Below are 17680 nucleotides of genomic sequence, written 5' to 3' on the forward strand. Positions count from 1 at the left end.
TGCAACATGTTGATTTTGTTCAACGTGATTAGATCCCCGGCAGAGGGCCGGGGATTACGTCGCGTGTGAGGTTGCAATCGTGCACTAATCGGCCACTCTGTGGCCGGCGAGTATCTCGCTTAGCGTTACCGAATCTTCAGCAAACTGACTGACATCGTCACCTTTGACGAATTCCAGCATCGCATAAGCCCGTTTCGTCCATTCGCTCTGCGGTAACGCCTCGACACACGACCGCCAATAATCCGCGCGGTCGGCAAGCGGCAGGCGGCTGGTGTCGGCAAGCCATGCAAAGACGTGCAGATGGCAGATGCGTGAGCCGATTTCCGATATTTCAGCGAGAGCCTTTTCGAGCGGCAGGCCGGGTGCCGGCTGCCAGTAGAAGAAGAGGTTTGGCATGGCCAAATCCTGCGCCAGTTGCAGTGCCGAGGGCAGGGTGTCCGTCAGTGAGTTGGGGTGATATTCAAGGCCGATCGTCATGCCGTAATCTTGCGCATGGCGGGCGATCTCTGCCAGCGCCTCGGTGGCCCTGCGGCGCTCGGCGGGAGAGTAGTCGGTGGAGGGCCTTTTGCGTTGGCCCGGCCAGATGCGGATATGGCCGGTGCCGAGCGCTTTGGCGGTTTCGAGAACGGCGGTCAAATCTTCCCGCGTAAAATCCGGCGCGAAGATGTAGGAACCGTAGGAAGAGACGGTCAGGCCCGCTTTGGCGGTTCGCTCGGCCACATCCCTTGCATTTTCGAGATCGCCCGGCGGCACATGGATATCTGCGCCCCACTCTATTGCCTTGATGCCGTTTGCGACGGCAAGGTCGATAACGGCCTGCGGCGACAGGGAGCGGAAGGTGACGGAGCAGAGGCCCGGCTCGAAAATTCTCATGCGATCAGTTCCAGATGTTCCGGCCGCACCTGCTGTTCAAGTGCCGCGCCCTGGCAAAAGCGTTCGATTTCCGCGATTGCCATGTCGCCCAGCCTGGCGCGTTCGAGGCCTACGGCGCCGGCGATGTGCGGTGTCAGGAAGACGTTGGGCAGGCTGTAGAAGGCAGAGTCCGGCGGCGGCACTTCCGGATCGGTCACATCGATGACGGCTTCGATACGCCCGGTTTTCAGTTCCGCCAGCAGCGCCTCTTCATCGACGAGCGCACCGCGCGCCGTGTTGATCAGGGTTGCGCCGTCCTTCATCCGGGCAAGCGCTTCCGCGCCGATCATATGCCGGGTCTGCGGCAGCGACGGCGCATGCAGCGAAATGACGTCGCTGATTGCCATCAGCGCATCAAGCGTTACCAGTCGCACACCAAGGCGCTCCGCCTCCGCTGCGCTTAAAAACGGGTCGAAAAGGATGATGTCGAGATCGAAGGGTTTCAGCAGATTGATGACCCGACGCCCGATGCGCGATGCGCCGACCACCCCGACCGTCCGTCCGAGATTGCCGATGGCCTGCGATTGCAGGCGATCGACGTTTTCCCGCACGCGATCGTTTCCATAAAGCCGTCGGAAGCTGAATACGCGCTTGCCGGCAAGCAGGATCATCGCCTGCGTAAATTCGGCAACCGGCTGCGCATTGGCTTCCGCCGCGCTGCACACGGTGATGCCGCGCTCAAAGACCGCCTGCGAGAGGAAATATTTCACCGTGCCGGCGGCATGGGAAATCAGCTTGAGCCGTGGCATCAAAGCCAGTTCCCGCGCGCCGATATCGGGACAGCCCCAGCCGGTCAGGAGAATATCCGTCCGTTCCAGCTGGTCTTTTACCGATGGATCGTGAAAGTCGCGGATCCGGTTGATATCGATGATTTCAACGCTCTGCGACAGCCTTTCGAGCGCCTGTGGTGTCAGCACATGCTGTGTCCGCTCCGGGTCCATGGCAAGGCTGAGACGCGGAAGCGGGCTCGTCATCGTGGCTCTCCCGTCGCCGCCATGCTGCTGACCGGGACGCCGTGCTCTGCAAACAGGCGGTCGAGCGCCTTGATATCCGGGAGCGCTGGAACAGCTGCCAGGGCTTTTTTGCTTTCTGGCCCGGCCAGCCCCACAAAGACGGCGCAGACAAGCAGAGTTTCGCCAGCTGGAATGTCCCCGCGCAATTGTGGCACCGTGGTTTTGGCATTGACGAGGTTGGTATTGGGCAGCGCCTTCAGTGCGATGCCCTGGCGGGATATGACGGAGCCGAGATCGATGATCGCGGAAATGTCGGTGCCGCAATCCACCGATGCATGGCCGGCTGTCTCGGTTACGGCATCGCTGTCGCCGTCGTTGCGATGGATGGCGAAGCCGCCTTCGGTGACGGAAAGCGGCCGGGCGCTGGTGATCCGATGCAGCCGGATGTGCCAGTCGCCGGCGGCAACCAGCGTCGTTTCAACCTCGACATCGGGGAATGGTTTCCATGTCGCCCGCAGATTGTCCCCGGCCAGCAGAACCTTTTCGTTGGTTTCGCGCACGCGGTAATGCAGGCCGTCGTCAGAGAAGGCCAGCATATTGTCAAAACCATTGGTCTTGAAGCCGCGCTCATCCACTTCCACACCAAAACCATAACGGGAGGAATAGGCGAATTTGGCATATTTCTCCGACCCGCCGCGCATGGACAGGGTTTCCTGCCCGCTGGAAAGTGCCGTGACGTTGCCTTTGGTCCGCATTATCACCATGCCGGGGTGAATGAGCGGCCGTGGTTTGGTGGAGGTTTCGGGCAGCTTTTCTTCCGCCTGCCAAAAGGGGTGGCTTTCCGGCAAGGCGAGCGGCAGGAAGGCCTTGAAGGCCCAATAGGGCGAACCGGCCGAATTGTAACTTTCCGACATGGTCAGCTGCGGATAGGCGTAACCGATGGAGAGAACGCCGTCGCGATCGGCGATCGGCTTTTGCGCCCACCAGCGCAGATGCTGCAGATAAAGGCCCTTGATCTCGCCCCAGGGCAGGGCCTCTTCACCGGCAAAGGCAAGGCCGGCCCAGAAGCCGCCGCAGGCGAAACGATAGGTCATGGACCGGCCGAAGGCGAGCGCCCCGCCATCCTCATCGAACCAGCTGGCAAAATCGCCGGCAAACAGTCGGGCGCGTTCACGGTAACGTTCGGCATAAGCGTCGTCAGGCTTGCTGAGTTTCGCGTAGATCAGGCCGTAAAAATGCATGGCGAAGGCGATATAGTGGTCGATGCGGCGATAATCGCCGTCCCGATACCAGCCGTCGGCAATGTAGAAGCCGTCCAGCTCCGCCTTGAAGGTTTCCGTCAGGCTGCGGTCGAAATCTATGCCGAGATGATCGAGCGCCATGTCGACCATCACCCGGAAGAACTTCCAGTTATTATCGGCATAATTGCGCTCGCGCGCCGTCAGCAGATAGCGGCGGACATTGTCTTTCTGCGCGTCGGAGAGAGGTTCCCAAAGATGTTGTGGCGCAAGCCGAAGCGCGAAGCCCAGAGCCGCAAGTTCCACCAGCCGCTGATCCTTCTGGCGCACGTCGCCCCAATAATCGGGATGGGCGGGATCGGTGCCGTTGGCGATGCCTTTCGCCAGAAGCGGCCAATGCTCAAAGCTGTCGCCGCTGAGCGCAAGCGGCGCGATGCCCCAGAGCGGCCGGGCAAATCCTTCCAGATCGGCCGCTGCCCGGTCAAAATGCGCGGCAGTGCCGCTAAGTGTCACCCTTGCGCCGCTTTGCGAAAAATAGGGCAGAAGCGGTGCGAAACTATCATCCAGCGCCTTCCTGACATCGGCGCGGGTTTTGAGCGGATTACCATAGAGCGGATTGAAACGGGTCATTGGATCATTGTTTGCCGCATCATGCATTACGTATCGCCTTTCCCGTCTTTTTCGCCTGTCCGGCGGTCTGTCCTTCCACCAGCTGCACACCCAGCTGCACCTGCCGGGCATTGGCGGAAGGTTCCGTCAGCCGGCGGCGCATCAGTTCCACGGCCTCGCGGGCAATTTCGCGGCGGTCGACGCGGATGGTGCTGAGGCGAGGGGTGGAGAGTTCGGCAAAGGGCAGATCATCGAAACCGATGATGGAAAGATCATCCGGTACGCCAAGGCCAAGCTCCTGCGCTGCCCCCAGCGCGCCGAGCGCAATCGCATCATTCATGCAGAAAATGCCTGTCAGGTCAGGGTTTTTGGCCAGTAGCTGGCGAACCGCGTCGCCCGCCTGTCCAAAGCCGCTATCCACCGTCGTCAGCAGGAACTCCTCATAAATGGCTCCCTCCTGTTCGAGGATGGTGTGGCGGAAGCCGCGCATGCGTTCGCGTATGGTGTGGCGGTGGTGCGGGCCGATATAGGCGACCTTGCGGTGGCCGAGTTCCAGAAGCCGCCGCGCCGCCATCGCACCGCCGTAAAAATTGGAGGGCGAAACACAATCCAGCGTCATCGAGGGGTCGGCGCTATTGACCAGAACCGGCTGCAACACACCCTGCGTGATGCGGTGGATGATTTCCTCTTCAGGGTCGAGGCCGATGGCAAGAAGGCCGTCCGCCTCGCAGACCCGCTGTGTCAGCGCGTCATCCACCTGTTTCTGGTGCAGCAGCCGGATATCGAGTTCAAACCCGTCCGTCTGGGCGAGGCTGCGTAGCATGTCGAAAATATCGTGATAAAAAGCGCCGATATCGCCGGTTGCCCTCTCAGCGGACATCAAGGCGAGAACCTTCTTGCCCTCCAGCGGCACGCCGCCGGCCTGGCTGATGACCGGCCGCAGCGGATAACCGAGTTCCGCCGCAACCCCCAGAACCTTTGTCTGGATCGAAGCGCTGATGCCTTTTTCCCCGGCGAGAACACGAGAGACGGTGCTGATGGAAACACCGGCGCGCTGGGCGATATCCGACTGGCGCGGGCGGCTGATGTCGGGCGTATCGTTCATGTCGTCTCCTGCGCTTGCAAAAAAATCTATTATGATGCAAATATTGCAAATACGGAAAATTTGCAAGAATTAAGTAGTCAGTGAAAAATTTGCAAAACGCGGGAGGAGCAGATGCAAACTATCGACAGACGTGGATTTTTGGTGACGGCGGCGCTGGCCGGTCTTGGGGTTGCGGCGGGCGGTTTTAGCGCGCTGGCGGCCGAGACGCGGCTTCGTTGCGTGTGGTGGGGATCAGCCGATCGCAACAAGCGCACCAATGACGTTATCGCCCTTTACCAGAAGGCCGATCCGCAAACGGTGGTCAGCGGCGAAATGATCGCCGGCTCCGACTACTGGACCAAGCTTGCGACCTCGATGGCCGGACGCAATGTCGCCGATATCTTCCAGCTCGAACCATCCACCATCGCCGATTATTCCGGCCGTGGCGCCTGCATGGAACTGGACAAGTTCGTTGGCTCGGCGCTTGATCTTTCCAGCTTCGGCAAGAGCGAGATCGATCTTTGCCGCATTGACGGTAAGCTTTACGGCGTCGGTCTGGGGCTCAATTCCTTCTGCATGATGTATGATGCCGAGACGCTGAAGGAAGCCGGCGTTTCCATGCCGGAAGGGCAGATCACCTGGACGGCGCTTGCGGAACTGGCGCGCGATTTCAAGAAGAACGGCCCGGCGCGGCGCAATTACTGGGCGGTGCCCTATGGTGCGCGTTACCACTATGTCTTCGATGTCTGGCTTCGCCAGCGCGGCAAGCTGCTGTTTCAGGATGGCACCATCGGCTTCAACAAGGAAGACGCCAAGGAATGGTTCGCCTATTGGGAGAAGCTGCGCGAGGACAAGCTCTGCGTTTCCGCCGATATCCAGACACGTGATGACAACACCATCGAATCCAACGCCTTGACGCTTGGCAATTCCGCCATCGGTTTTGCCTATTCCAACCAGCTTGTGGGTTATCAGGCGCTGAACAAGAAGACGCTGTCCATCGGCATGCTCCCGGGTGAGGGGGCTGGCAAGCCGACCGGGCATTATTACCGGCCGGGGCTCATCTGGTGCATTTCGTCCACCTCCACCAATCCGGAAGCGGCGGCGAAGTTTATCAACTTCTTCGTCAATGATCTCGATGCCGGCAAGGTGCTGGGTGTCGAACGCGGCGTGCCGCCTGCAAAGAAGGTGCGTGAGGCGGTGTTGCCAAGCCTCAACGAGACCGAACGCAAGACGGTGGATTATATCGAGAGCCTGTCCGGCAAACTCGATCCCTATCCCGAGCCCGCCCCCATCGGCGCCAATGAGTTCGACCGCGGCGTGATGCGTCCGATTGCCGATTCGCTCGCCTTTGGTCGCGCCAGCGTGGATGAAGCGGCGCAGAATCTTGTCGACACCGGCACGCGGACCCTGCGCAAGCGCGGTTGACGACAAAGGGGCATCGCCACGCGGTCAAGGCTGCGTGGCGATGCCTTTTTCATGTCTTTAACCTTCAGATATGCCCGAACGATAAACAACACTGGACAAGTATAGGGTATTTAAGCCAGAAATCCTGATCTGGATCGATAAATCTGAAGATTAGAGAATGGCGCCCAATTTCCTCCTGGTTGATGCTGAAAAAGAATTCGATGTCCTGAAAGCGGCCGCATCTTTGATCCGCGTGCAGATATTGAAGCTGCTGCACGAGACGAGCGGTCTGAATGTCAACGAGATCGCGCAGCGGCTGGATCTGCCGCAATCAACGGTATCCGCCGGCGTGGCCGTTCTTGAAGAGGCGGGGCTGCTGCGAACCGAGACGCGCAAGGCGCGCAAGGGCAGCCAGAAAGTCTGCTTTGCCACCTGCGACGAACTCATCGTTTCCTTCCGAAAACCCGAGACGCCGGCGGCCTCCAATTACATTGCGGTGGCCATGCCGCTTGGTCTTTACACCCAGAGTTCGGTAACGGCACCCTGCGGCATCTGTTCGCCTGAGGGTATTATCGGGCTTCTGGATGTGCCCGATACCTTCATGGATCCTGACCGCATGAAGACAGCGCTCTTGTGGCTGACGTCGGGCTTCGTGGAATATCAATTCCCCAATAATGCCAAGATTCAGGGCCGAAACGTCGAAGAAATCGAGTTTTCCATGGAGGTGAGTTCCGAGGTGCCGGGAACGCATAGCAACTGGCCGTCGGACATAACCCTTTCCGTCAATGGCAGGGAGATCGGCGTGTGGACCTCTCCGGGCGACTTCGGGGACAAGCGGGGTGTGTTTACGCCCGATTGGTGGAAACTCTCCGGTTCCCAATATGGCATGCTCAAAACCTGGCGCATCACCGCGCAGGGAACCTATGTCGATGGCACCCGCATTTCGGATGTGACGCTGGCGGATATCGATCTGGTGAGCCATCGTTCCATCCGCCTGCGCATCGAGGTCAAGGCGGATGCGAAACATCCGGGCGGGCTGAATATCTTCGGCCGGGGTTTCGGAAATTACGATCAGGACATTGTCCTGCGCCTGCGCACGGCAGACTGAGCCTTCAAATTTTAAAAGTATGATTTTCGCGGTTGACAGGCGCGGATTCCCTCGGCAACTATATTATCAAATATGGTTCATACCATATTTTAAGATACAAATGCGCAGGGAGGAGAACCTATGAAAGCGCGGGTTTCAGTCCACCGGGACTTCCGGATTGGGCGTATCGACGATCGCCTGTATTCCGCCTTCATCGAACATATGGGGCGTGCGATCTATGGCGGGATTTACGAGCCCGGCCATCCGCAGGCGGATGAGAACGGCTTTCGCAGGGATGTCCTGAAATTCGTGCAGGACCTGAAAATTCCCGCCATCCGTTATCCCGGCGGCAATTTCGTTTCGGCCTATCGCTGGGAAGACGGCATCGGCCCGCGCGACAAGCGGCCTATTCGTCTGGATCTTGCCTGGCGGTCGAAGGAAACCAACCAGATCGGCATCAATGAATTCGCAGACTGGGCCTCGATGGCCGGCATCGAGATGATGCTTGCGGTCAATCTCGGCTCCCGTGGTCTGGATGATGCCCGCAACTTCCTTGAATATGTGAATTTTCCTGGCGGCACCGAGCTTAGCGATCTGCGCCGCAGCCACGGCACCGAGCAACCGCATGGCGTGAAGATGTGGTGCCTCGGCAACGAGATGGACGGCCCCTGGCAGATCGGCCACAAGACGGCGGTGGAATATGGCCGGCTCGCCAATGAAACCGCCAAGGCTTTCAAGGGCTTCGACCCGACAATTGAAGCAATCGTCTGCGGCAGTTCGAATGACGGCATGCCGACCTATCCCGAATGGGAACGCGAGGTGCTGGAGGAATGCTACGAGAATGTCGATCATATCTCGCTGCACAAATATTTCGGCAATAACAGCCGCGACACGCTGAATTATTTCGGCAAGATCGAAGAGACCGGTCGTTATATCCAGACGATTGCCGGCGTCATCGATTATGTGAAAGCCAAGAAGCGCGCCAAGAATGATGTTTCCATCTGCTTTGACGAATGGAACGTCTGGTATCACATCCGCGAAGACGACAGCAAACGCATCAAGAGCTGGGACTGGCCGGAAGCGCCGGCCCTGCTGGAAGAGACCTATAATTTCGAGGATGCGCTTTTCGTTGCCGGTCTGCTCAATGAGTTCATTCGCCGCTCAGACCGGGTGCGCATCGCCTGTATCGCCCAGCTCGTCAACGTCATCGCCCCCATCCGGGCGGAAAAGAACGGGCCGGCCTGGCGCCAGACGATCTATTACCCCTATCAGTTCGCCTCGCTTTATGGCCGTGGCGTTGCGCTGAATGTCGCGGTCGATTGCCCGACCTACGATTGCAACGCGGCTGACGACGTCAAATATCTCGATGTTGCCGGGGTCTTCAGCGAGGAAGAAGGCGTGGTGACGCTGTTTGTCCTCAACCGCCATCTCACCGAGGCGGCGGAGATCAATGTCCGCCTCACCGGATTTTCATCCGCCACCCTCAGCCTGCATCTTGCGATGGCGGGATATGACCTGCGGGTCGGAAACGGCCCCGACCAGCCAGACCGCGTCGTGCCGGTGCCGGGCAGTGGCGTCGCTGTCGAGGATGGGGCACTCAAAGGCTCCGTGCCGGCCCTGTCCTACCATGTGCTGCGCCTGAAGGTTCAGTGAGGCGGCGATGGGTGTCCGTCTCAACAATATCGCCAAGTCCTTCGGATCGTTCGCAGCGATCCGGGACGTCTCGATGGAAATCCCGACCGGCAGCTTCGCGGTGTTCGTGGGGCCTTCCGGTTGCGGAAAATCCACCCTGTTGCGCATGATCGCCGGGCTTGAGGAAACCAGTGGCGGCCGCATCGCCATTGACGACCGTGATGTCACCGCGGTCGAACCGGCCGATCGCGGCGTGGCCATGGTCTTCCAGAATTATGCGCTCTATCCGCATCTGACGGTGTTCGAGAACATGGCTTTCAGCCTGCGGCTTGCCCGCCGGCCGAAGGCGGAGGTGAATGAGAGGGTGGGTGAGGCCTCCCGTATCCTGCAGCTTGACGAGCATCTGCACAAAAGGCCCTCGCAGCTTTCGGGCGGCCAGAGACAGCGTGTCGCCATCGGCCGCGCCATCGTGCGGCAGCCGAAGGTGTTCCTGTTCGACGAACCCCTGTCCAATCTGGACGCCGAGTTGCGCGTGCAGATGCGGCTGGAACTGACGCGGCTTCACCGCAAGCTTGGCGCGACCATGATCTATGTCACGCATGATCAGGTGGAGGCGATGACGCTTGCCGACAGGATTTTCGTGCTGAAGGGCGGCATCGTGCAGCAGGCGGGCGCACCGCTCACGCTTTATGACGATCCCGACAATCGTTTCGTGGCGGGCTTTATCGGATCGCCGGCGATGAATTTCCTGCAGGCCGATGTGGTGGAGCAGCGTGATGGCCGCGTGACGCTTGCGCTCGAAGGCGGCGAGCGGCCTCTCGAAGCGCGGTTGTCGCAGCCGGTGTCGCCCGGCCAGCGGCTGGAGATCGGCATCAGGCCCGAACATCTGGCGATCACGGATGAAGGCGTCTTGCCTGTCATCGTCGAGGTGGCCGAGGAGCTTGGCGATCTGTCTTACCTCTACACCCGCACCGGGGCGGGAAAGGAGCTAATCGTGCAGCGGCAGGGCTCCCGCGAGCAGCTGGATGGCCGCTCCGTCTCGCTCAGCGCCTCGCCCGACCGGATTCTGGTTTTCGACAGCGACGGCAAAAGGTTGCGATAGGCGCGAGGAGGCGCCTTTCGATGCAGCAAACCATCCCCTGACGGGGTGTTTCAAGAAACGGGAGGAATGACGATGCGATTGATCAAGACATTGCTTATCGGCACGGTTCTGGGTTTGACCGCCATGCCGGCGCTTGCCAAGCAGGATATCATCTGGTGGGACTTTCTGGCCGGTGGTGACGGCGTGCGCATGAAAGCGCTGATCGAGGCCTTCAACAAGGAACATCCCGATATCCAGATCAAGGGCACGACGCTGGAATGGGGCGTTCCCTTTTACACCAAGGTCAGAACGGCCTCTGCGGTGGGTTCAGGGCCGGATATCATGACCTATCACCTGTCGCGCGCGCCGCTTGGCCTTGAAGAAAAAGTGCTGAGCGAAATCACCGCGAAGGATCTTGAGGATGCCGGGCTGAAGACGGAAGACTTCTTCAGCGCGCCGGTGGAGGCGGCCACCCAGGATGGCAAGCTTTATGCCGTGCCGTTCGATATTCACGCGCTTGTTCTGTATTACAACGCCGATCTTCTGAAGGGCTCTCCCTATCTCGATGCCGAAGGCAAGCTGACGGGCATCGAGACGATTGAGGATTTCGAAAAGGCGCTCGCCTGGGCGAAGGAAAATGGCGTTGAGACGCCGATCACCTATCAGTCGGGCGGTGAGGGCGGGGTCTGGCGGGTGTTTTACACGCTGCTGTCGCAGCAGGGTGGCGAACTCGTCACCGGCAAGGAGGTTCTGGCCGGCGACAATGCCGAAAAGGCCGCCAAAGCCATCGACACAATGTCCAGATGGCGGGAAAACGGCTGGGCGCCGGAACAGGCGGAATATGAGGCCTCGGTGGCGCTGTTTTCCGCCGGCAAATCCGCTTTCCAGCTGAATGGCGTCTGGGAAGTGCCGACCTACAAGGATCTGGAAAAGAACGGCAAGCTCGGTTTCAAATGGAGTGCGGTGGAAGTGCCGCCTTTGATGGGCAAACGCGCCACCTGGGCGGATTCCCACGCTTTCGCCATCCCCAATGAAGGCGACAAAACGGTTTCCGGCGAAAAACGCGCCGCCGTCATGACGGTGATCGGCTGGATGGAAAAACACGCCATCAGCTGGGCCGATGCCGGGCATATTCCAGCCTATAAATCGATTACCGAAAGTCCCGAATATAAGGCCATGCAGCCCAACGCCACCTATGCCACGCTGGCGGAGGCGGCGGTGTTTGACCCCAAGACGACGATTACCGGGGTTGCCTCTCCGGCCTATGACGCGGCACTCAACGTCATCGCGCCGGCCATCCAGGGTTTTGTCGGCAGCGCGGAAGCCGTCGAGCAGATCCAGTCCGAACTTCAGGGCAAACTCAAATAATCCACGCCTGCCCTCCGGCCCCAATGGCTGGAGGGCATCGCGCAATGCGCAGAGGCCCGGAGGCATTCCATGGCAATGATTGAAAACCGGCGGAAGAAGTCGCTGATCGCGCTGTCGATGGTGACGCCATTCATCGTCGTCTTCGCCACCTTCTTCCTTTATCCGCTGATCGAGATGGTGCGCATCAGCTTTACCGATGCGCCGCTGATCGGTGAGGGAAACTGGGTCGGGTTTGAAAACTACGCGAAACTGCTGGGCGACCGGCTGTTTGTCACCTCGCTGAAGAACAACGGTTATTTCGTCCTTTTGACCGTGGTGCCGACCACCATCATCGCGCTGATGATTTCGCTCGCCGTCAGCCGGCTGTCGGGCATCGGGCAGACAATCGCCATGAGCCTGTTTTTCCTGCCTTACGTGCTGCCGGTTTCTGTGGTGACGGAGATCTGGGCCTGGATGCTCGATCTGCAGTTCGGTGTTCTGCAGCCGGTCATTTCGCTGCTGGCGGGCAAGCCGGTCGCCGTCTTCAAGAACCCCTATTGGGTGATGCCGATGGTCGCTGTCGTCACCATCTGGTGGACCAACGGTTTTAACGTGCTGCTGTTCATTGCCGGCCTGCGCAATATTCCGGCCGAGCTCTATGAAGCGGCGGCGCTGGATGGCGCGACGACCTGGCAACGTTTCCGCCGCGTCACCTGGCCGCTTCTGTGGCCCGTGACAGCCCTTGTCCTGACGCTGCAACTGATCCTGCAACTGAAGATATTCGACCAGATTTATCTTCTAAGCGGCGGCGGCCCGTTCAATTCCAGCTTCGTGCTTCTCCTCAAGGTTTATCGGGAAGCGTTTCAGATGAATAATGGCGGTTATGCCTCGGCCGTCGCGACCGTGCTTTTCCTGTTGATCGTCATCGTTTCCGTTCTTCAGTTCCAGCTGCTGCGCATCCGGAGGAACTCATGAGCCCGACCCGAAAACTCGAGAATATCGTTCTCACCCTTTTGACCTTTTCGGCAGCGCTGGTGTGGATTTTTCCGCTCTACTGGAGTTTCGTCACGTCGCTTCGCTCTGATGAAAATGTTGCCGGCAACACATCGCTGCTGCCGGATGAGTTCCAGCTGGGCGCCTATGTGAATGCCATCTTCAACACGCGGCTGCTGACCTGGTATGTCAATTCCATCGGTACCGCTGTCATCGTCACGGTCTCCGTCCTGTTCATTTCGATGCTGTGCGCCTATGCGCTGTCGCAAATCCGCTTTCCCGGCCGGCGGCTGCTCTATGGCATCGTGCTGGCAAGTTTCATGGTGCCGGCACAAACGCTTGTCGTCACGCAGTTCATCCTGATGAAGAACCTCAACCTCATCAACACCTGGGCCGGCATCATCCTGCCGCAACTCATCACCCCCATCGTCATCATCGTCTACAAGCAGTTCTTCGACAGCGTGCCGAAGGAGATGCGCGAAGCGGTGGTGCTGGATGGCGGCGGCGAATACACGATCCTGTTCCGGGTCTATCTGCCGCTCAACTGGGGGATCACGACCGCCATGGCGATCGTGACCTTCATTTCAGTGTGGAACGCCTTCTTCTGGCCTTTCCTCGTCGTCACCTCGGAAAACATGATGACGATCCCCGTCGGCATCACCCAGGTCAATGACGCCTTCGGTGTCGCTTATGCGCGCCTGATGGCCGTTGCAATGCTCGCAGCACTACCGGTCATCATCGCTTACGTCATCTTCCAGCGCCGCGTGACGGAGGCCATCATGATTTCGTCAGGCGTGAAGGGGTAAGCCGAAAGGCCTTGTCTTTTAGACCGCCAGCAATGCCTCCTTGCCGACGTTATTGGCCTCGGCTGCTCCTTCTGTTTCGATCCGCTTACCGGTGGCCGGGTCGAAGAAATGCAGGTGCGCAGGCGGCATGGTGAGGTGGATACGCTGGCCGGGTTTGACCGAAAGGTCTTCGCCGATTGCGGCGGAGAAGGTTTCGCCGGCGATCTCGGCATGCACGATGCGGCCGGAGCCGAGCTCTTCGACGAAATCGACGATCGCCGGTACGCCCGTGCCTTCTTCCGTGCTGACAAGGCACTGTTCCGGGCGAATGCCCACCGTCACGTCGCGGCCGCGCAGTTCGAGACCGGTCTCCGGGAAGAGCCTAACCGCCGCGCCGCCCAGCATCACGGCTGGTGATTCAACTTCGACCCTTGTCGTGAACAGGTTCATCGCCGGGGAGCCGATGAAGGATGCGACGAAGGTGGTGGCCGGGCGATGATAGATGTCGAGCGGATGGCCGACCTGTTCGACATTGCCCTTGTTCATCACCACCAGCCGGTCGGCCAGCGTCATCGCCTCCACCTGGTCATGGGTGACGAAAACGGAGGTGGCGGACAGGCGCTGATGCAGCTTGCGGATCTCGGCGCGCATGGTGACACGCAGCTTGGCATCGAGGTTGGAGAGCGGCTCGTCGAACAGGAACACCTGCGGTTCGCGGATGATCGCGCGGGCCATGGCGACGCGCTGGCGCTGGCCACCGGAAAGGGCGGCGGGTTTGCGCTCCAGATAGTCGGAAAGGCCGACGATCTTTGCGGTTTCCTCGATGCGGCGCAGGCGCTCGGCCTTGGCGACGCCGGCAACCTTCAGCGCATAACCGATATTGCCGGCGACCGACATATGCGGATAAAGCGCATAATTCTGGAACACCATGGCGCAGCCGCGTTCACGCGGCTCGAGCCTGTTGACGACGCGCCCGCCAATGGCGATTTCACCTGATGTAATGTCTTCCAGCCCGGCGATCATGCGCAGAAGTGTGGATTTGCCGCAGCCCGAGGGGCCGAGGATGACGACGAATTCGCCGGATTGGAAAGAGAGATCCACGCCATGCAGGGTGGGTGTCTTGCCGTAGGATTTGCGGACCTGGCGGATATCGATCTGAGCCATGATGGGAAACCTTGTTGTTGAAAACCGCGCGCCGTCACTTGTCGGACGAAACGAGACCGCGGACGAACCAGCGTTGCAGGAAGGCCACGACGAGAAGCGGCGGTGTGATGATGATGAGCGAGCCGGCGAGCGTGACGTTCCAGTCCGGTGTGCCGTCTTCGGCGGGCAACAGCGCCCGCAGCGACATCATCACCGTCTTGTAGGAAGGGTCGGTGACCATCAGCAGCGGCCAGAGATACTGGTTCCAGGCATAAACGAACATGATGGTGGTGAGCGCCGCCATGTTGGTGCGTGACAATGGCAGGAGCATTTCCACGAAGAAACGTATCGCGCCCGAGCCGTCCATGCGTGCGGCTTCCGCCAGCTCGTCCGGGATGGTCATGAAGAACTGCCGGTAGAGGAAGGTGCCGGTGGCGGTGGCGACCAGCGGCAGGGTGAGCCCGGCATAGGAGTTGAGAAGGTTCCACTCCACCGTCACCTCGATGCCGAACAGGCCGAGAATGGAACGGAACGGCTGGAACAGATCGGCGGCCACCGAATAGGTCGGCACGACGCGCACTTCGAGCGGCAGCATCAGGGTGATGAACACCGTCCAGAAGAACAGATGTTTGAGCGGCGAACGGAAAAAGACAATGGCGAAGGCGGTACACGCCGAAAGGGCTACCTTGCCGATCGTGACGAGCGTTGCCATGATCATGCTGTTCCACAACGCGTTGCCGAGATTGGCACGTTTCCAGGCCGTCTCGGCATTGGCGAAAAACTCGCCCTGCGGCATGAAGTTGAACGGTACGCTGTTGACCTGGGTTATCGTCTGGCTCGCTCCGGCGATGATGACGACGAAGGGGCCGATGAGCAGAAGGAAACCGGCGACCATCAGGATATAGGTCAGGGCGTCGGCATAGGGGGTGCGCTGGATCATCGCCGCCTCACTTGTAATGGACCTGCCGCTCGACGAAGCGGAACTGGATGAAGGTGAAAACCATGATGAGGCCGATGAGGACGAGGCTCTGCGCCGAAGCGCCGGAATAGTTCAGCCCCTCGAAGGCTTCGCTGACGATGCGGTAGACCATCACTTCCGTGGCGCGGTTGGGGCCGCCCTCGGTGGTGGTGGCGACGATGCCGAACGTATCCGCCCCGACAAAGCCTTCGGTCATCATGATCACGGTCAAAAAGAACAGTGTGGGCGCAAGCAGCGGCACCTGGATATCGATGGCGCGGCGGATGGGGCCGGAACCGTCCATGGCGGCGGCTTCCGTCAGCGAGCGTGGCACGGATTGCAGGCCGGCAAACAGGAAGATGAAGGTGTATCCGGCCCATTTCCAGATGAAGATGACGATGACGAGGATCAGCGCATGTTCGCCGTATTTGGCCGGGTTCCAGATATCCGGCCACCAGGCGTTGAGGGAGGCGGCGAGACCACGCTCCGGTGACAGGATGAAGCGGAAGGCCATGCCGGCGGCAGGACCCGCGATGGCATAGGGCAGGATATAAAGCACCCGGAAGAAACCGGAGCCGGGCAGGGCGCGGTCGACGCAGAGCGCCAGCACGAGGCCGATGAGGATGGTGAAGAACGGGCCGGCAATGGCGAAAACCATGCTGACGAGCACCGATTGCCAATAAAGCGGATCGAGGAAGGTCTCCTCGAAATTGGCGAGACCGACGAATTCCGCGGCGCCGCCAAAGGGCGGTTCGAGCGTGAAGGCCCAGTTGATGACCGCCGCCACGGGCCAATAGAAGAACAGGAAGATCAGCAGAAGCTGCGGCAGGGCGAACAGCACGGGCAACCACGTGCTTTTGAAGACGGCGCGCTTTTCCATGAAAAAACCGGCAATACTGGAGAGATGGGCGAACTTGCCCGCAATGCGCGAGGCAGTGCGGGCAAGTCCCTCGAAGGCGACGCGAGCTTAGTTCAGCTTGGCGCCGGCATAGGTCTTTTCGAAGCGGCGCAGGCCGGCATTGGAGCGCTCGACAGCCTTGTCGAGTTCAGCCTGAACATCGGCATTCTGCATGAAGATGGCTTCGAGCGAGGTGGCGACTTCCTTGCGGATCTGCGTGAAACCGCCAAGGCGGATACCGCGGGTATATTCCGAAGGCGGCGTGAAGGTCAGGCTTTCGATCGCCTTTTCGCGGCCCTTATAGGGAGCCTTGTCGTAGAAACCGTTGGCCTTCATGGCGTCGAAGCCGGTCTTGGTGACCGGGATGTAACCGGTGACCGTCGACCACCACTGAACCATCTCCGGCTGGGCGATGAAGTTCAGGAACGCGGCTGCACCCTTGTATTCGGCGTCCGGACGACCGGCCATGACCCACAGCGACGCGCCGCCGACCAGCGAGTTATGACGTTCGGTGCCCTTCCAGACCGGCAGCATGGCGACATCCCACTTCACGCCTTCCGGCATGGTCTTGGCGACGGTGCCGTGATTGGCGATCGAGGTCATGAACATCTGGCAGGTCTGTGAGGTGAAGGCGGGCAGGATGTCCATGCCGAGCTGCTTGGTCTTGACGACGAACAGCTTCTCGTCCTGCATCTTCTTGAAGAATTTCACGTGATCGACGAATTTCGTCTTGTTGATCGTCAGTTCGGCGTCGAGGCCCTGGTAACCGTTGCCCTTGGTGGCGATCGGCTGGTTGTGGATGGCGGAGAACTGCTCCATCAGCATCCAGGTGTCGAAGTTGAAGGCCAGCGGGCATTCAAAGCCGGCGGCCTTGAGCTTCGTGGCGGCTTCCTGAACCTGTTCCCAGGTGTCGGGCTTGAAGGTGATGCCGGCCTTCTCGAAAGCGTCGACATTATAATAGAACATCGCGGTGGAGGAGTTATAGGGGAAGGAGTTCAGCTCGCCCGAAGCGGTGGCATAATAATTGGCGATGCCGGGGAAATAATTGTCCCAGTCGATCTTGTAGCCGTTGTCGGCCATCAGCTTCTTGGCGGGAACGAAAGCCTTGGACAGCATCATGTCCAGCGTGCCGGCATCATAGATCTGGGTGATGGCGGGCTGCTTCTTGGCGCGATAGGCGGCAATGGTGTTCTGCAGCGTGGCGTCGTAATCGTTCTGCGAGGTGCAGACGATCTCGAATTCGGCCTGCGAGTCGTTGAACTTCTTGCAGGTATCCTGAACGCGGTCGCCAAGGTCGCCGGAAAGGCCGTACCAGAATTCGAACTTGGTCTTTTCTGCGTGGGCGGCTGTTGCGCCGAGAGCGGCGGCAATGGCGACGCCGGCCGCGAAAGAAGTCAGAGCGGAAGATTTCATGAGTTGAGCCCCGTTGATGGAATGATGGCCTGACCGGCAGGGACGTCATATCCTCAGCACGAAGCCACGGGCTCTGCTAACAGCCGTCTTTGACGGATGGCTTACACTTTGTTGAACGTTTTATGATGACTGGCCGCGCAGGA

Annotated in this window: 15 protein-coding genes; 7 read left to right on the top strand and 8 right to left on the bottom strand. The window is 59.7% G+C overall.

What is annotated here, in order from left to right:
* Window positions 1–84: 84 nt before the first annotated feature.
* The 4 genes from JZX88_RS24105 to JZX88_RS24120 are packed head-to-tail and all read right to left on the bottom strand — an operon-like array spanning window position 85 to window position 4817.
* Window positions 85–873 (bottom strand): sugar phosphate isomerase/epimerase, encoded by a 789-nt coding sequence (locus JZX88_RS24105; RefSeq protein ID WP_142859457.1) that lies wholly within the window; start codon window positions 871–873, stop codon window positions 85–87.
* Window positions 870–1886, bottom strand: a complete 1017-nt coding sequence (locus JZX88_RS24110; RefSeq protein WP_206914978.1) for a hydroxyacid dehydrogenase — start codon at window positions 1884–1886, stop codon at window positions 870–872. Before JZX88_RS24110 ends, JZX88_RS24105 begins: the two co-directional genes overlap by 4 nt.
* Window positions 1883–3760 (bottom strand): DUF2264 domain-containing protein, encoded by a 1878-nt coding sequence (locus JZX88_RS24115; protein ID WP_206914979.1) that lies wholly within the window; start codon window positions 3758–3760, stop codon window positions 1883–1885. Before JZX88_RS24115 ends, JZX88_RS24110 begins: the two co-directional genes overlap by 4 nt.
* Window positions 3753–4817 carry a LacI family DNA-binding transcriptional regulator gene (locus JZX88_RS24120; RefSeq protein ID WP_110760064.1) on the bottom strand — a complete coding sequence of 355 codons (1065 nt, stop codon included), beginning with the start codon at window positions 4815–4817 and terminating at the stop codon, window positions 3753–3755. Before JZX88_RS24120 ends, JZX88_RS24115 begins: the two co-directional genes overlap by 8 nt.
* A gap of 111 nt (window positions 4818–4928) precedes the next feature.
* Between JZX88_RS24120 and JZX88_RS24125 the strand changes: the two genes are divergently transcribed.
* The 7 genes from JZX88_RS24125 (at window position 4929) to JZX88_RS24155 (ending at window position 13146) form a co-directional block, all read left to right on the top strand.
* A complete protein-coding gene (locus JZX88_RS24125; protein WP_174029564.1) occupies window positions 4929–6221 on the top strand; it encodes an ABC transporter substrate-binding protein in 1293 nt (430 codons plus the stop codon).
* 157 nt (window positions 6222–6378) lie between these two features.
* Window positions 6379–7308 carry a transcriptional regulator gene (locus JZX88_RS24130; protein WP_110760066.1) on the top strand — a complete coding sequence of 310 codons (930 nt, stop codon included), beginning with the start codon at window positions 6379–6381 and terminating at the stop codon, window positions 7306–7308.
* Between the two features lie 120 nt (window positions 7309–7428).
* On the top strand, window positions 7429–8940 hold the full coding sequence (locus JZX88_RS24135; protein ID WP_206914980.1) for an alpha-N-arabinofuranosidase: 1512 nt from the start codon (window positions 7429–7431) through the stop codon (window positions 8938–8940).
* Window positions 8941–8947: 7 nt separating this feature from the next.
* Complete coding sequence (locus JZX88_RS24140; RefSeq protein WP_174030946.1) at window positions 8948–10021, top strand: ABC transporter ATP-binding protein; 1074 nt, start codon at window positions 8948–8950, stop codon at window positions 10019–10021.
* Between the two features lie 72 nt (window positions 10022–10093).
* The gene (locus JZX88_RS24145) at window positions 10094–11368 is read left to right on the top strand and encodes an extracellular solute-binding protein (protein WP_206914981.1); all 1275 of its coding nucleotides are present in this window, start codon (window positions 10094–10096) and stop codon (window positions 11366–11368) included.
* A gap of 69 nt (window positions 11369–11437) precedes the next feature.
* On the top strand, window positions 11438–12322 hold the full coding sequence (locus JZX88_RS24150) for a carbohydrate ABC transporter permease (protein ID WP_161991467.1): 885 nt from the start codon (window positions 11438–11440) through the stop codon (window positions 12320–12322).
* Window positions 12319–13146: a carbohydrate ABC transporter permease gene (locus JZX88_RS24155; RefSeq protein WP_046800433.1), complete on the top strand. Its 828-nt coding sequence runs from the start codon at window positions 12319–12321 to the stop codon at window positions 13144–13146. The genes JZX88_RS24150 and JZX88_RS24155 overlap by 4 nt, the downstream gene beginning before the upstream one ends.
* A gap of 18 nt (window positions 13147–13164) precedes the next feature.
* On the opposite strand, the gene JZX88_RS24160 is transcribed toward JZX88_RS24155, so the two are convergent.
* From JZX88_RS24160 to JZX88_RS24175, 4 genes are all read right to left on the bottom strand, one after another.
* A complete protein-coding gene (locus JZX88_RS24160) occupies window positions 13165–14289 on the bottom strand; it encodes a sn-glycerol-3-phosphate import ATP-binding protein UgpC (RefSeq protein WP_206914982.1) in 1125 nt (374 codons plus the stop codon).
* A 34-nt stretch (window positions 14290–14323) separates the two neighbouring features.
* Entirely contained in the window at window positions 14324–15208 is an 885-nt protein-coding gene (locus tag JZX88_RS24165) for an ABC transporter permease subunit (RefSeq protein WP_174029572.1), read from the bottom strand.
* 7 nt (window positions 15209–15215) lie between these two features.
* Window positions 15216–16106 (bottom strand): carbohydrate ABC transporter permease, encoded by an 891-nt coding sequence (locus JZX88_RS24170; protein WP_046800436.1) that lies wholly within the window; start codon window positions 16104–16106, stop codon window positions 15216–15218.
* Window positions 16107–16193: 87 nt separating this feature from the next.
* Window positions 16194–17537, bottom strand: coding sequence for an extracellular solute-binding protein (locus JZX88_RS24175; protein WP_206914983.1), 1344 nt, complete (start codon window positions 17535–17537; stop codon window positions 16194–16196).
* Window positions 17538–17680: the final 143 nt, after the last annotated feature.

It is taken from the genome of Agrobacterium sp. OT33 (assembly GCF_017313365.1).
GTDB lineage: Bacteria > Pseudomonadota > Alphaproteobacteria > Rhizobiales > Rhizobiaceae > Agrobacterium > Agrobacterium rhizogenes_A.